General features: G+C 69.9%; 15 protein-coding genes and 1 pseudogene. 10 read left to right on the top strand and 6 right to left on the bottom strand.

Annotated elements, in window-relative coordinates; translation table 11 throughout:
- Positions 1-41: 41 nt before the first annotated feature.
- Positions 42-437 carry a hypothetical protein gene (locus ACGFY5_RS40435; protein WP_392729459.1) on the bottom strand — a complete coding sequence of 132 codons (396 nt, stop codon included), beginning with the start codon at positions 435-437 and terminating at the stop codon, positions 42-44.
- 193 nt (positions 438-630) lie between these two features.
- On the opposite strand from ACGFY5_RS40435, the gene xseA reads away from it, so the two are divergent.
- Entirely contained in the window at positions 631-1875 is a 1245-nt protein-coding gene (xseA, locus tag ACGFY5_RS40430; protein ID WP_392729457.1) for an exodeoxyribonuclease VII large subunit, read from the top strand.
- A gap of 135 nt (positions 1876-2010) precedes the next feature.
- On the opposite strand, the gene ACGFY5_RS40425 is transcribed toward xseA, so the two are convergent.
- Positions 2011-2718 (bottom strand): hypothetical protein, encoded by a 708-nt coding sequence (locus ACGFY5_RS40425; protein ID WP_392729455.1) that lies wholly within the window; start codon positions 2716-2718, stop codon positions 2011-2013.
- A 155-nt stretch (positions 2719-2873) separates the two neighbouring features.
- Between ACGFY5_RS40425 and ACGFY5_RS40420 the strand changes: the two genes are divergently transcribed.
- The 3 genes from ACGFY5_RS40420 to ACGFY5_RS40410 all read left to right on the top strand — a co-directional run bounded on the left by ACGFY5_RS40420 (position 2874) and on the right by ACGFY5_RS40410 (position 5467).
- Positions 2874-3068 (top strand): exodeoxyribonuclease VII small subunit, encoded by a 195-nt coding sequence (locus tag ACGFY5_RS40420; RefSeq protein WP_392729452.1) that lies wholly within the window; start codon positions 2874-2876, stop codon positions 3066-3068.
- A gap of 106 nt (positions 3069-3174) precedes the next feature.
- Positions 3175-3882 carry a response regulator transcription factor gene (locus ACGFY5_RS40415; RefSeq protein ID WP_392729449.1) on the top strand — a complete coding sequence of 236 codons (708 nt, stop codon included), beginning with the start codon at positions 3175-3177 and terminating at the stop codon, positions 3880-3882.
- A gap of 7 nt (positions 3883-3889) precedes the next feature.
- Entirely contained in the window at positions 3890-5467 is a 1578-nt protein-coding gene (locus ACGFY5_RS40410) for a sensor histidine kinase (RefSeq protein WP_392729447.1), read from the top strand.
- Here the strand turns inward: ACGFY5_RS40410 and ACGFY5_RS40405 are convergent.
- Positions 5449-6090 (bottom strand): TetR/AcrR family transcriptional regulator, encoded by a 642-nt coding sequence (locus tag ACGFY5_RS40405; protein WP_392729446.1) that lies wholly within the window; start codon positions 6088-6090, stop codon positions 5449-5451. The two genes, ACGFY5_RS40410 and ACGFY5_RS40405, sit on opposite strands and share 19 nt — an antisense overlap.
- Positions 6091-6158: 68 nt before the next feature.
- On the opposite strand from ACGFY5_RS40405, the gene ACGFY5_RS40400 reads away from it, so the two are divergent.
- From ACGFY5_RS40400 to ACGFY5_RS40385, 4 genes are all read left to right on the top strand, one after another.
- Entirely contained in the window at positions 6159-6866 is a 708-nt protein-coding gene (locus ACGFY5_RS40400; protein WP_392729444.1) for an ABC transporter ATP-binding protein, read from the top strand.
- Positions 6867-6942: 76 nt separating this feature from the next.
- Positions 6943-7659: an ABC transporter permease gene (locus ACGFY5_RS40395; RefSeq protein ID WP_392729441.1), complete on the top strand. Its 717-nt coding sequence runs from the start codon at positions 6943-6945 to the stop codon at positions 7657-7659.
- Positions 7660-7702: 43 nt separating this feature from the next.
- Positions 7703-8614: an ABC transporter ATP-binding protein gene (locus tag ACGFY5_RS40390; RefSeq protein ID WP_392729438.1), complete on the top strand. Its 912-nt coding sequence runs from the start codon at positions 7703-7705 to the stop codon at positions 8612-8614.
- Positions 8611-9396, top strand: coding sequence for an ABC transporter permease (locus ACGFY5_RS40385; protein ID WP_392729436.1), 786 nt, complete (start codon positions 8611-8613; stop codon positions 9394-9396). The genes ACGFY5_RS40390 and ACGFY5_RS40385 overlap by 4 nt, the downstream gene beginning before the upstream one ends.
- Before the next feature lie 126 nt (positions 9397-9522).
- On the opposite strand, the gene ACGFY5_RS40380 is transcribed toward ACGFY5_RS40385, so the two are convergent.
- On the bottom strand, positions 9523-9816 hold the full coding sequence (locus ACGFY5_RS40380; protein WP_392729433.1) for a GlsB/YeaQ/YmgE family stress response membrane protein: 294 nt from the start codon (positions 9814-9816) through the stop codon (positions 9523-9525).
- A 215-nt stretch (positions 9817-10031) separates the two neighbouring features.
- Positions 10032-10649 carry a DUF4245 domain-containing protein gene (locus ACGFY5_RS40375; protein ID WP_392729430.1) on the bottom strand — a complete coding sequence of 206 codons (618 nt, stop codon included), beginning with the start codon at positions 10647-10649 and terminating at the stop codon, positions 10032-10034.
- Between the two features lie 166 nt (positions 10650-10815).
- Here ACGFY5_RS40375 and glpX point away from each other — a divergent pair, with 166 nt between their 5' ends.
- Positions 10816-11841 carry a class II fructose-bisphosphatase gene (glpX, locus tag ACGFY5_RS40370; protein ID WP_392729428.1) on the top strand — a complete coding sequence of 342 codons (1026 nt, stop codon included), beginning with the start codon at positions 10816-10818 and terminating at the stop codon, positions 11839-11841.
- A complete protein-coding gene (locus ACGFY5_RS40365) occupies positions 11838-12821 on the top strand; it encodes a carbohydrate kinase (protein ID WP_392729426.1) in 984 nt (327 codons plus the stop codon). Before glpX ends, ACGFY5_RS40365 begins: the two co-directional genes overlap by 4 nt.
- Before the next feature lie 39 nt (positions 12822-12860).
- On the opposite strand, the pseudogene ACGFY5_RS40360 reads toward ACGFY5_RS40365, so the two are convergent.
- A pseudogene (locus ACGFY5_RS40360) lies at positions 12861-13930 on the bottom strand (RtcB family protein); the annotation flags it as partial.
- Positions 13931-13977: the final 47 nt, after the last annotated feature.

Here is a 13977-nt window from a genome sequence, read left to right as displayed (position 1 = left end):
CTGCTTTCGGTCATCGCCGGGCCGCCACCCGGCAACGATCGTCAGTCTTCGACGTAGAGCGCCCAGACGCCGTACCGGTGACCCCAGCGGTCCCAGTCGTTGCCCCAGTGGTTGCCCCACCGGTTGCTGCGGTCCCAGCCGCGACGCCACTGATTGCTGCGCACGCAGATGTAGTCGTCACCGCGGTCCCAGCGGGTCTGGTAGCGGCCGGCGCGCTCGCACGACCAGCGGCTGTTGTAGACGCCCCGGAAGTCCCAGTCGTCGTCGTCCCAGCCGCCCCAGCCGTGGCCGCGAGCGCCCTGCTGCTGCTGCGTCTGGTTCGACGGAGCGGTCTTGGCGGCCTCGGCCGCCGCCGGGCTGGCGGCGCCGAGAACGGCGCCAGTGGCGAGCGTCAGCCCCGCCAGCATGACCGCGGTGCGGCGAATCGTGGTTGTCATGATCAGTGCCTCCCGTTGATGTTGCGGCAGAACGGAGCTAATCAGACAAAAAGTGCTTTTGGGGAGCTTGAGCCGTCTTTGTGTCAATTACCAGCGCATTAAAGCCGATATTAACCTTTCTGGACTAATGCGGATTAACCGTTCGGATGATGCCTTCCCGTCCGGGTGGCCAAGGGGGCACTAGGCTCGGGTCGTGACCGACATCGCACCCGCGCCGTCGAAACCTGACCGCAGCTCGGCGGAGGCGCCGTGGCCGGTGCGCATCGTGAGCATGAAGATCGGCCAGTGGGTCGCCCGACTCGGTGACGTCTGGGTCGAAGGGCAGGTGGCGCAGGTTTCCCGGCGCCCAGGGGCGCCGACGGTTTTCCTCACTCTGCGTGATCCGGCTGCGGACATCAGCATTCCGGTCACCTGTCCCCGCATCGTGTTCGACGCCGTGCAGCCGCCGCTGTCGGAGGGCGCGCGAGTGCTCGTGCACGCCAAGCCGGACTACTACCTGCAGCGAGGGTCGCTGTCGCTGCGGGCGACCGAGCTCCGCGCCGTGGGTATCGGTGAGCTGCTCGCCCGGCTGGCGCGGCTCAAGGAGCTCCTCGCCGCAGAAGGCCTGTTCGCCACCGAGCGCAAGCGGCGATTGCCGTTCCTGCCCGGCACGATCGGTCTGATCACCGGGCGGGCGAGCGCGGCCGAGCGGGACGTCCTGGAGAACGCGCGGCGCCGGTGGCCGGCCGTTCGCTTCACGGTGCGTCCGGTGGCGGTGCAGGGCACGACGGCGGTGACGCAGATCCTCGAAGCGCTGCGGGAGCTGGACGCCGACCCCGAGGTGGACGTGATCGTCCTCGCTCGTGGCGGCGGGTCGGTGGAGGATCTGTTGCCGTTCAGCGACGAGACGCTGTGCCGGGCGGTGTTCGGGTGCCGTACGCCGGTCGTCAGTGCGATCGGGCACGAGACCGATACGCCGCTCGTCGATTACGTGGCCGACGTCCGCGCGTCGACGCCGACCGACGCGGCGAAGCGGGTGGTGCCGGACCTGTCCGAGGAGCGGCAACGGATCGACGTCGCGCGGCAGCGTCTGCGGCGCGGGGTGCTGTCCCGGCTGGAGGCCGGGCAGCAGTGGCTCGACGGGGTTCGGTCGCGGCCGGCGTTCGCGCAGCCGACCGTGCTGGTGGAGCAGCGGGAGGTCGAGGTCGACGGGCTCCGGGAGCGGGCCCGGCGGACCCTCGCGCACCGGCTCGACGCGGCCGGCGGGGAGCTCGCGCAGGTGCGCGCCCGGGTGCGCGCGCTGTCGCCGCAGGCGACGCTCGACCGCGGGTACGCGGTGGTGCAGCGCGCGGACGGCGCGGTGCTCCGCGACGCCGCGGACGCGTCCCCCGGCGACGCGCTCCGCGTACGCCTCGCCGCGGGCGAACTACCAGCGCTCGTCACCGACCCCACCACCTGAACCGCCAGGCGATAAACCGAGCGCGGACGCGCGCGGGGCGCGGCCGCGGGGCACGCGGAGCGTGCGCGGGGGCGCGGGCTTGGTGAGCAGGGTCGCGCGAGCGCGGCGGTCGTAGATCGCGCGACCCTGCCCGGCTCAGCGGTCCTCGTACTCCGCGGTGCCGATGACCTGGCCGGTCCAGAACCAGTCGGTGCCGAGTGCGCGGTCGAGCAGGCGTTCGCCGTCGCGGGTGAGGCGCAGCGTCACCTCGTCGCGGTCGTCTCCCGCGCCCCCACCGCCGGCGGCCGGCCGCTGCTGAGCGCCGCCCTGCTGAGCGCCGCCCTGCTGAGCGCCACCCTGCTGGCCGTTCTGCGGGCGGTTGCCCTCGCGGCCGTTCTGGCCGTTCTGGCCCTCGCGCTGGTCGCCGGGGCGGTCGCGGTCGCCGTCACGACCCCTACCCCTCGTGTCGACGCTGAGCAACGTCACCCGATCGCGCCCGATCTGAAAACTCACCGTCTCCCGCCGCAGATCCACCGACGGCCGGGAGATCTGGAAATCCGGCCGCCGCGGGCTGTCGAACAGCACGCCACCCCGATGCTCGAGCTGCCCCGGACGCGAGTTCCGCTCCGCCCGGAACGTGATCCGCACGTCGTCGCCGCGACCACGCTGCTCGGCGTCCACCGCCCGGATCCGGACACCCAACCGGTTCAACTGCCGGACCACCGCCCGATCGAACGTCACCTCGGTCCGGTCGACACGGCCCCCGGGCGTGACGTCGGCCGCCGCAGCCGGCACGGCAGCACCTGCTCCCAGCACCGCGGCCGCGGCCATCCCACCCGCAAGGGCACGAGTTCGCGTTCGCATGAAGACTCCTTCTCTTGCCGGCAACATCGCCGGCGTCGGATCGTCTGCGCCACACACCTTCGCGGAAGTGATGACCTACACCAGGACTTACATTCACCCTAAATGGGAATAATTCGGAAAACCGTCCCTCCGATCGAGGCGCTACGCTGACGCCCATGGCGGAACGGCTGAGCTACGAGGACGCCCGCGCACAGCTCGTCGAGGTCGTGCAGCGGCTCGAAGCCGGCGGCACCACCCTCGAGGAGGCGCTGTCGCTCTGGGAGCGCGGCGAACAGCTCGCCACGGTGTGCCAGGAGTGGCTCGACGGGGCCCGCGCCCGCCTCGAAGCCGCCCGCGCCCCCGTGGAGTAGCTCTCATAGCTCAGGCACAGGATCGGCACAGGAGCTCCTCAGCCTGCCTGATCATCGTGGGTGCCATGACGACGAATCACTCCCCTCGCGTGTCAGGCTGGACAGCATGAGCGACCGTTCGGGACAGCGTCGGGTCCTCGTCGTGGACGACGAGGAGAACGTCTCGCACCTGGTGTCGACAGCCCTACGGCTGGACGGCTTCACCACGGTGGTGGCCGACACCGCTCCCGGTGCGCTCGCCGCCGTGGCCGAGCACGAGCCCGACCTGGTCGTCCTCGACATCATGCTCGGCGACGCCGGCGGCATGGACGGCGTCGGAGTGCTGCGGCGCATGCGTGAAGCGGGCGCCGAGGTGCCGGTCATCTTCCTGACCGCGCGGGACGCCAGCGGCGACGTCGTCGCCGGGCTGCGCGCCGGTGCGGACGACTACGTCGTCAAGCCGTTCCGGGTCGAGGAGCTGCTCGCGCGGGTGCACGCGGTGATGCGGCGGGCGGTGCCCGACCCGGGGCGCGCGGCCGCGCTGCGCGTCGCCGACCTGGAGCTGGACGAGGAGAGCCGCGAGGTGCACCGCGCCGGTCAGGAGGTGCACCTGACTGCGACGGAGTTCGAGTTGCTGCGGTACCTGATGCGGAACGAGCGCGTCGTGGTGAGCAAGGCGCAGATCCTGGAGCGCGTGTGGCGCTACGACTTCGGCGGTCAGTCGAACATCGTCGAGCTGTACATCGGTTACCTGCGCAAGAAGATCGACAACGTCGAACCGCGGTTGATCCACACCGTGCGGGGTGCCGGCTACGTGCTGAAAGCCCCTCGATGAGGCCATGATGACGCGGTTCTCGCTCCGCACCCGCTTGGTTGCGGTCGTCGTCGCGGTCACGATCTTCGCCCTGACCGCCGGTGGCGCCGCCACCTGGCTGGCCCTGCGCGCCTACCTCTACAACCGCATGGACGAGCAGGTCCACGGGATGAGCGGCCGGTACGAGGAGACCGCCGAGAAGATCATCGAGAACGGCTTCACCAGTGGTGTGCTCCTCGACAGCCAGCTCGGGCCTCCGCGGCCGAGCTCGGCCGGGCTGTTCACGATCGTCGACCCGGACGGCGCCCCGCTGCTGACGCAGGCCGAGTCCCCCACGCAGAACTTTCTCTTGCGCCTCCCGCAAGACGACATCGACGAACTGCTCGACATCTCCGGCACGGACCACGACACGCGGACGCTCACCACGACCGACGGCGTGTCGGTCGTGGCGATGGCGCGGCCGGTGCAGACGGGCTACATCCTCGTCGTCGGGTTGCCGACCACCGACACCGACGACAGCCTGACCCAGCTCATCGTGCTGGAGCTGGCGGTGGGTGGCGCGGCGGTGCTCGCGGCGGTGGCGCTCGGCGCCTACGGCGTGCGTGCCGGGCTGCAGCCACTGACGCGGGTGAGCAACACCGCGCACGAGATTGCCGAGAACCTCAAGCGGCACGGCAGTGGGTTGGAGCGGCGGGTGCCGCCCAGTGATCCTCGGACCGAGGTGGGGCAGCTCACCGAGGCGGTGAACACGATGCTGAGCGAGGCCCAGGTCGCCTACGCCCAGCGCGTCGAGAACGAAGACCGGATGCGCCGCTTCCTCGCCGACGCCTCCCACGAACTCCGCACACCCCTCACGTCCCTGCGGGGCTACGCGGAACTGGAGCGCCTGCGCGCCACCACCATCGGCGCGGAGGATCCGGCCGCCACCCAGGACGCCCTACGGCGCATCGAAACCGAGGGTGACCGCATGGCGCGCCTCGTCGACGACCTGTTGCTGCTCGCCCGCACCGACCAGGGCTCCTCGGCGCCCGAGCTCGGCCCGGTGCCGGTCGACGAGCTCCTCGACGAGGCGGCCGACCGCGCCGGCGCCGCACACCCCGGCCGCCCGTTCGTCGTCGACACCCCGAACACCGGCCTGGTCGTGGTCGGCGACCGGGAGGCCCTGCTGCAGGTGCTGGGCAACCTGATGCGCAATGCCGCGATCCACACCCCCGGCCCACGCCCGATTCGGCTCGGCGTCCGACCCGACGGCAACTCGGTGCTGCTCCTCGTCGCCGACGAGGGCCCCGGCATGACACCGGAACAGGCCGCGCACGCGTTCGAGCGGTTCTGGCGCGCGGACTCCGGTCGTACCCGGGCCACCGGCGGCAGCGGTCTCGGGCTCGCGATCGTGCACGCGCTGGTCGCCGCCCAGCACGGCGCGGTAGGCCTGACCAGTGACGTCGCCACCGGCACCACAGTGCTGATCCGGATGCCCGGACTGCTCGACGACGCCGGCCGGTTCGTCCACCAGGCCACCCCGGACTACTACCCGCAGCAGTACACCGATCCGCAGACCGGCTCGCACCGGTCGGTGAGCACCCCCGACTACCGCCGGCTGCCGTAGCCCGCCGGAACCCCGCGTTCGAGCAGGTCGAACGCCTGTCGATACGCGTCCGCCGCCCAGTTCTTGACGACGTCGAGCGGCTCACCGTCCAGCAGCCGACGACGGGCCTCGGACAGCACCGCGTGCCGGGCACCGGCGATCAGACCGGCCACCAGCAGCGGCATCGGGTCGTCGTCACTGGCACCGGTCTCGGCGGCGAGCGCGCGGGCCAGGGCGGTCTCGGTGCGCTCGGCCAGCTCCCGCTCCCGGGCGCGCAGCGACGGGCTCCCCTCGACGAGCCGGAAGAAGTCCACGGCGCCGTCCCAGAGGCCCGTCGACCAGTCGTCGGCGGCGAATCCGTCGAGGATGTGCCGGCGGACGGCCTCGACCGCGCCCTCGCCCGCCCGTCGGCCGCGGACGATCGCGGCGAGCATGTCCTCGACCTCGGCCTGCCGGTCGAAGAAGAGGTCCTCTTTGCTGGGGAAGTAGTTGAAGACCGTGTTGACCGAGACATCGGCGGCCCGGGCCACTTCGGCGACGGTGACGCCCTCGAAGCTGCCGCGCGCGGCGAACAGGCCCATCGCGATGTCCGCGATCAGCAGCCTGGTCTGCGCCTTCTTCCGCTCACGCAGCGACGTCTCCACGACGCAATGGTAGCAACGTCATTTTTGGAGTCGTTGCAATTTTGGTGTGACTCTGTTTTTCTGGGCACATGATGCTTTCGATACGAGGTTTGCGGAAGGACTATCCGGGGCCGGTCACCGCGGTTCACGGGCTCGACCTCGAGGTCGACGCCGGTGAGATCGTCGGGCTGCTCGGCCCGAACGGCGCCGGAAAAACAACGACACTGCGCATGCTGACGACGCTGCTGCGTCCCACCGCCGGAACGGCGACGATCGCCGGGGCTGATCTGATCGGGAACCCGGCCGCGGTGCGCCGCCGGATCGGGACCGTCGCGCAAGGCGGCAGCACCGATCCCACGTTCACCGTCGGCGAGGAACTCGTTCTGCAGGGCAGACTGCACGGTCTGTCCGGTCGGGCGGCGAACGGCCGGGCCGACGAACTGATCGGCCAGTTCGAACTCGGCGAGGACCAGCCGACCGGCCATCTCTCCGGTGGCCAGCGCCGTCGGCTCGACGTCGCGCTCGGCCTGGTGCACCGCCCGTCCGTGCTCTTCCTCGACGAGCCGACCACCGGGCTGGACCCGCGCAGCCGCGCGACTCTGTGGACACATCTGCGCACCACCGGGACGACGATCGTCCTCAGTACGCACTACCTGGAGGAGGCCGACGCGCTCTGCGACCGGGTCGTGGTCATCGACGCCGGCCGGGTCGTCGCCGACGGCACACCCGAAGCACTCAAGAGCGAAGTCGGCGAGAACTCGACGCTCGACGACGTGTTCCTGGCGCTGACCGCATGACCGAGCGCTTGCGCGAGGTCCGGCTAGCAGAGTGGTTTCGCCGTCATGACCGCGACGAGCGAAGCGAGGAGTGGGCATGACGGCTACGTGGTTGATCTTCCGGCGGTACCTGCGGCAGACCCTGCGGACGAAGATCGGGGTGCTGTTCGGCGTGCTGCAGCCGATGCTCTACCTGCTGTTCTTCGCGCCGCTGGTGGACTCGTGGGAGATCTCCGTGCCCGGCTTACTCGTCCAGCTGGTGCTGCTCTCGGCCGGACTGGCCGGCTTCGGGATCGTGTTCGACCAGCGGTTCGGTGTCCTCGACCGGCTGCGGGCCACACCGGCGCCACGGGCCGCGCTGCTGCTGGGCCGTGTCCTGCGTGACGTCGTGGTGCTGCTCGTCCAGGCCGTGCTGATCGTCGTGGTCGGATTCGCGCTGGGCCTGCGGGTGCCGGTGCCGGGCGTCGTCCTGGCATTGATCTTGCTGGTGCCGTTGGCCGCCGGGGTGGCCGCGCTGTCGTACGCGGTGGCGCTGCGTCCCGGCGCGACCGAGCTGTTCGCCCCGCTCATGACGACGATCGTGGTGCCGCTGACCCTGCTGTCCGGCGCTTTCCTGCCGATGACGCTCGGCCCGCGCTGGCTGGACGTGCTGTCCCGGTTCGATCCGTTCCGGTACGCGGTCGACGCCCTGCGCGAGCTGTTCGCCGGGCGCTACACGAGTGGCCCGGTCCTGCTGGGCACCGCGTTGACAGTGGCCATCGCGGTCGGGGCGACAGCGCTCGGCGTCCGCGCGTTCCGGTCGGACCCCGCCTGAAACTCCGTCGAGAATTGTCGGGGGGCCGATCTACCGTGGAGCGGTGCCTGAGCTGAACGCGATCGAGCTGTCCGGTGTCGTCAAGCGATTCGGGGCGGTGACCGCGGTCAACGGGCTCGACCTGACGGTGCCCGCCGGCATCTGCCTCGGGCTGCTCGGGCCCAACGGCGCCGGCAAGTCCACCACGATGCGGATGCTCACCGGCCAGGCCCGTCCTGATGCCGGTGAGATCCGGGTCCTGGGCTACCGGGTGCCGTCGGAGTCCAAGCACGCCCGCGCGCAGATGGGCGTCGTTCCGCAGCTCGACAACCTCGACACCGAGTTGACCGCCCGGGAGAACCTCTCCGTCTTCGCCCGGCTCTACCGGGTCCCCCGCGCGGAGCGCCGGGCGGCCGTCGAGGCGGCGCTCGCCATCGGGCAGCTCGCCGACCGGGCCGACACCAAGGTCGGCGAGTTGTCCGGCGGAATGCGGCGGCGGCTGCTGATCGCGCGCGGGCTCGTCCACCGGCCGCGGCTGGTGCTGCTCGACGAGCCGACGGTGGGGCTCGACCCGCAGGTGCGGCAGGAACTGTGGGGTCTCATCGACCGGTTGCGCCGTGACGGCACCACGGTGCTGATGTCCACGCACTACATCGAAGAGGCCGAACGCCTCGCCGACGCGGTGGCCGTCGTCAGCAAGGGTCGGGTCATCGCCCGGGGCACTCCGGCGGAGTTGCTGGCCGGCCACGCGGGGCGGTCCGCGGTGGAGTACGCCGGTCCTCCCGATCGGCTCAGCGAGGTGGAGCGCATCGCCGCGGCTGCGGGGATGTCCACCCGGCGCACCGGTCCGAGCGTCTCGATCCTGCGCGCCGAGGACATGCCGCCGTCGGTGGCCGCCGCGCTCGGGCCCGGCACCGCGCGTCCGGCCAATCTCGAAGACGTTTTCGTCACGCTCACTGGGGAGTACGTCGCGTGAACAGATCCGAACGGCTGCGATTCATCGAGCCCACCGCGCTGGCCGGTGTGATGGTGCACGACCTCGCGGTCTTCCGCCGCTACTGGCTCAACGCCACGTTCTCCGCGGTGGTGGAGCCGACGATCTACCTGCTCGCATTCGGCTTCGGCTTCGGGTCGCTGGTGTCGGTCGTCGCCGGGTACCGCTACCTGGATTTCCTCGGCACGGGCGTGGTCGGCACCGCGGTGCTGTTCACGTCGGCGTTCGCCGGCATGTTCCAGACCTTCGTCCGGAGAACGTTCCAGCACACCTACGACGCGATGCTGTCCACACCCCTCGACGTGCACGAACTCGTGACCGGCGAGGCGCTCTGGATCGGCGCCAAGGCCGGTGTCTACGGCTGTGCTCCGCTCGGCGTCGCGGTGCTCTTCGGCCTCCGGCCCTCGCCGGCGGTCGTGCTCGTGCCGCTGGTCGGTTTCGTCACCGGGCTCGGCTTCGGGCTGTTCGGAATGTGGATGTCGGCGCTGGTGCCGAACATCGACAGCTTCAACTACATCATCTCCGGGGTGCTGACCCCGTTGTTCCTGGTCGCGGGAACCTTCTTTCCGTTGGACACGCTGCCGTCCTGGGCACACACCGCGGCCGCGCTGAACCCGCTGTATCACTGCGTCGAACTCGTTCGCCACTCCGTGTTCAATCAACTGGGAGTCAACGACCTCGGGCACCTTTTGGCTCTTATGTTTTTCGCCGCTGCCATGTGGGTAGGAGCGGTCTTCTTTCTGCGTCGAAAGTTGATTGATTGAAAAGCAGTCGGCAGTACTAGCCCGCCGACGGTCTCGCTAAACCACAGCTTTGAAGACACACAGAATGCGGTTGGGGCCGCCTTCCCGAAGGAAGGCGGCCCCAACCGCATTAGTGGTGCTGGTTCGTCAGCGAACCAGCGGGCGACGACGGCCACCGCTGCGGCCGTAGAGACCGGCGACCAGGGCAACACCCACGGCCGCGAGCACGACCTGAACGGCCAGCTCACGCCAGTCGATGCCCGAGGTGCTGGTGGGGATGCCGATCGCGCGAGCAAGCGCAGTTCCGAGGAAAGCAGCGATGATACCGACGAGGATCGTCAGCCAGATCGGGATGTTCTGCTTACCCGGGACGACGAGCCGGCCCAGCGCGCCGACGATGGCTCCGATGATCAGCGCCATAATGATGCCGGTGACGGTCATGGCTTTCTCCCTTTACTTCCTGGAGGTTTTCTCGCTCCCTGGCGGGTTGGCGTTGACCATCTAATGCCCGGGGTGGCGCACTCTCACACACCTGGAGAAAGAAATTTTCTGCCCGATGCCTTTCCGCACGTGAATGGCATGGAGAAGTGCCGAACATTTGCGAGTGGACGCTAATGCGGGTCAGGAAAGTAACCGACATTAAGGACAAATAAGACTTATTGAAGTGACTTGATCATCGTGCGAGCGGTATCCACCGACGCGTCGCCCACGACTACGACCGTCACATCCGGCTCGATCAACACGAAGGCGTTCTCCCGGCCCTCGCGTGCGGTGTACCGGGTCCAGGTCTCGCCTTCGATCTGCTCGGAGCCGACCGGGGCGCTGCGGTCGATGATCCCGGAGATCAACGAGTCCGCCGCGGCGTTGCTCTGCACCAGCTGCACGTAACCGTCGTCCGGAACGGAGTAGCTGACGCGAATCGTGAACCGACCGCCGGCGGACGGGCTGTAGACGGCCGCGGTCGGCTTCCAGTCCGCGATGCCCTGCGGCTCCCGCACCCGGAACGCCTTCTCCGCCCGCGCGGTGTCGTAGACCCGCGCCGGATCGACGGCGGGGGCGTCCGACTCCTTCGGCTGGAACAGCACGACGATCGCGACCAGCGGGATGACCAGGACCCCCAGCGCGATGGCCAGGTTGCGGACGGTGGCGTCGGCCCGGGTCGGTTTCGACGGCGGCACGCTCGTTCCGGCGTCCGTGCTCATCCCGACCGTGACGTGCGTGGGCTCCGGGGCGGTATCCACGATGTCGACGATCGGACGCTCTTCGCTGGCCATGCCTCTATCGTCGTACACCCGGCCCGTACCGCCCACCCGGGGCGTGCTGAATCGAAACACCGGGGTTCACACGCGTGGCATACGCCACGTGGAGCCTCATAGCTCCGGGCGCGCGTAGTCCGTTCTGCCAGGATGAAGGCCCGCCGTCCGTTGATGGAGGACTTCCATGTCGCTCGACACCCAGCCCCAAGCTCCGGACCGGAACCTCGCGCTCGAGTTGGTCAGGGTCACCGAAGCCGCCGCGATGGCCGCCGGACGCTGGGTCGGCCGAGGTGACAAGAACGGTGGAGACGGCGCTGCCGTCGACGCGATGCGTCAGCTGATCAACAGCGTCTCGATGCGCGGCGTCGTAGTCATCGGCGAGGGCGAGAAGGACAACGCCCCGATGCTCTACAACGGCGAGGAGGTCGGCGACGGCACCGGTCCCGAGGTCGACGTCGCCGTGGACCCGATCGACGGCACCACGCTGATGGCCAAGGGCATGCCGAACTCGGTCGCCGTACTCGCGGTCGCCGAGCGGGGCGCGATGTTCGACCCGTCCGCCGTCTTCTACATGGAGAAGATCGCGGTCGGCCCGGACGCGGTGGGCGTCGTCGACATCAATGCGCCGATCAGCGAGAACATCCGGCGCGTCGCGAAGGCCAAGCGCACCGGCGTCCGCGACGTCACCGTCTGCATCCTCGACCGCCCGCGCCACGAGAAGCTCGTCGAGGAGATCCGGCAGACCGGTGCCCGGATCCAGTTCATCTCCGACGGCGACGTGGCCGGCGCGATCTCGGCCGCGCGCGAGCAGACCGGCGTCGACATGCTGGTCGGCATCGGCGGCACGCCGGAGGGCATCATCGCCGCCTGCGCGATGAAGTGCCTCGGCGGCGAGATCCAGGGCAAGCTCTGGCCCCGCGACGACGAGGAGCGGCAGAAGGCTCTCGACGCCGGTCACGACCTCGACCGCGTGCTCGGAACCGACGACCTCGTCCGCGGCGACAACGTCTTCTTCTGCGCGACGGGCGTCACCGACGGCGAGCTGCTGCGTGGCGTCCACTACCGGCGCGGCGGCGCGACCACCGAGTCGTTGGTGATGAGGTCCCGCAGTGGCACGATCCGGACCGTGGGAAGCTGGCACTCGCTGGAGAAACTGCGGGCATACTCGCTGATCGACTTCGGACACCGCGGCGACGACGAGGACGAGTGACGACAAACCTGATTACGGTCGTTGGAGAGAACATCATCGACCTGGTCCCCGACCAGGGGGACGATGCTCCCTACCACGCACGCGCCGGCGGCAGCCCCGCCAACATCGCGGTCTCCGTGGCGAAGCTCGGCTCCTCGGCGGCGCTGGCCGCCCGGGTGAGCCGGGACGTGTTCGGCGGGCGCATTCGCACCCGCCTGGCCGAGGCCGGCGTCGACAACCGCTTCCTGGTCGACGCCACCGAGCCCTCGTCGCTGGCGGTCGTGACGTTCGACGACGAGCGCCGGGCCAGTTACGACTTCTGGCTCACCGGTACCGCCGACTGGCAGTGGCGCGACAACGACCTGCCGAACCCGCTCGACGACGACGTCGTCGCGCTGCACGTCGGCTCCCTCGCGGCGTATCTGTCGCCGGGCGCCGAGGCGATCGAGCAGATGGTCGCCCGCGAGGGTTATCGCGGGCGGGTGACGCTCACCTACGACCCGAACATCCGCCCGACGATCGTCGCCGCGGCCGACGGTTCGCTGGACGCCGCCCGGGTGCGCACCGAGCGCCTGGTGCGTCTCGTCGACGTCGTGAAGGTGAGCGACGAGGATCTGGGCTGGCTCTACCCGGACTCCCCCGCCGAGGACGCGGCCGCCGAATGGGCGGAGGCCGGTCCGGCGCTGGTCGTGGTCACCCGCGGTGCGCAGGGTGCGCTCGCGATCGGGCGTGCCGCGACCGTGACCGTGGCCGCGCCGAAGGTGGAGGTCGCCGACACGATCGGTGCCGGCGACTCGTTCGCGGGGGCACTGCTGCACGCGCTGGGCGTCCGGGGGCTCCTGGGACCGGGAGGCGCGGACCGGATCGCCGGCCTCGACGAGGCCGCGTTGACCGACGTGATCCGCACGGCCGCCGTGGCGGCCGCTCTCACCTGCACTCGCGTAGGCGCCGAGCCGCCGACCGCGGCGGAGCTCGCGGCCGCGCTCGAAGAGTTCAGCTAGGTGCTGAACGTTCTGCGCCCCGCCAGGGGCACAGAACGTTCAACCCTTGACGCAGACGACCTGCTTGAGGTGGGCGACCACCTCGACCAGGTCGGTCTGCTGAGCCAGCACCTGCTCGACGTCCTTGTACGCGCCGGGGATCTCGTCGACGACCCCGGCGTCCTTGCGGCACTCGACGCCCGCGGTCTGCTCGGCGAGGTCGGCCTCGGTGAACATCTTCTTGGCCTTGTTCCGGCTCATCCGCCGTCCCGCGCCGTGCGACGCGGAGTCGAACGCGTCCGTGTTACCGCGGCCACGCACGATGTACGAACCGGTGCCCATCGAGCCGGGAATGATCCCGAGGTCGTCCTTCCCCGCCCGGATGGCGCCCTTTCGCGTGACGAGCAGGTCGACGCCGCCGTACTGCTCCTCCGAGACGTAGTTGTGGTGGCACGAGATCGGCTCGTCGAACGTGACGTGCGCGAACGCATCACGGACCACGGTTTCGAACAGCCCGAGCATCAACGCGCGGTTGCGCCGTGCGTACTCCTGCGCCCAGTACAGGTCACGCCGGTAGGCGTCCATCTCCGGGGTGTCGCGAGGAACACCGCCAGGTCACGGTCGGGCAGGTCGGCGTTGTGCGGCAGCCTGCGCGCGACCGCGATGTGCCGCTCCGCGAGCTCCTTGCCGATGTTCCGCGACCCGCTGTGCAGCATCAGCCAAACCCGGCTGTCCGTGTCCAGGCAGACCTCGAGGAAGTGGTTACCGCCGCCGAGCGTGCCCAGCTGCTTGCCGGCTCTTGCTCGCAGCTGGCTGACTCCGCTGTGCAGGTCGTCGAAGCCCGTCCAGAACTTGTCGAGGCCCTTCGTGTCGACGCCACGGACGCGCCGCGGGTCGACCGGGTCGTCGTGCGTGCGGAAACCGACCGGGATCGCGTCCTCGATCGCCCGCCGCAGCGGCCCGAGGTCGTCCGGCAGGTCTTCGGCGCTCAGCGACGTACGAACCGCCGACATGCCACAACCGATGTCGACGCCGACCGCGGCCGGCGAGACGGCCTGGCGCATGGCGATGACCGAACCGACTGTCGCGCCCTTACCGAAGTGCACGTCGGGCATGACCACGACGCCGCGTTCCGGGCAGCAAGGTGTACATACGTCACAGTGTCACCCCCGAGACT

It is taken from the genome of Cryptosporangium sp. NPDC048952 (assembly GCF_043197895.1).
GTDB lineage: Bacteria > Actinomycetota > Actinomycetes > Mycobacteriales > Cryptosporangiaceae > Cryptosporangium.
The sequence above is the reverse complement of the archived record's forward strand: the minus strand, read 5'-3'. Positions and strand labels throughout refer to the sequence as shown.

Excerpts from the sequence above, each read along its gene's own strand:
- ACGFY5_RS40380 (WP_392729433.1), bottom strand. The coding sequence starts at position 9,816 with ATGACCGTCACCGGCATCATTATGGCGCTGATCATCGGAGCCATCGTC.
- ACGFY5_RS40425 (WP_392729455.1), bottom strand. The coding sequence starts at position 2,718 with ATGCGAACGCGAACTCGTGCCCTTGCGGGTGGGATGGCCGCGGCCGCG.
- ACGFY5_RS40400 (WP_392729444.1), top strand. The coding sequence starts at position 6,159 with ATGATGCTTTCGATACGAGGTTTGCGGAAGGACTATCCGGGGCCGGTC.
- ACGFY5_RS40395 (WP_392729441.1), top strand. The coding sequence starts at position 6,943 with ATGACGGCTACGTGGTTGATCTTCCGGCGGTACCTGCGGCAGACCCTG.
- ACGFY5_RS40415 (WP_392729449.1), top strand. The coding sequence starts at position 3,175 with ATGAGCGACCGTTCGGGACAGCGTCGGGTCCTCGTCGTGGACGACGAG.
- ACGFY5_RS40435 (WP_392729459.1), bottom strand. The coding sequence starts at position 437 with ATGACAACCACGATTCGCCGCACCGCGGTCATGCTGGCGGGGCTGACG.
- glpX (WP_392729428.1), top strand. The coding sequence starts at position 10,816 with ATGTCGCTCGACACCCAGCCCCAAGCTCCGGACCGGAACCTCGCGCTC.
- ACGFY5_RS40420 (WP_392729452.1), top strand. The coding sequence starts at position 2,874 with ATGGCGGAACGGCTGAGCTACGAGGACGCCCGCGCACAGCTCGTCGAG.
- ACGFY5_RS40375 (WP_392729430.1), bottom strand. The coding sequence starts at position 10,649 with ATGGCCAGCGAAGAGCGTCCGATCGTCGACATCGTGGATACCGCCCCG.
- ACGFY5_RS40410 (WP_392729447.1), top strand. The coding sequence starts at position 3,890 with ATGACGCGGTTCTCGCTCCGCACCCGCTTGGTTGCGGTCGTCGTCGCG.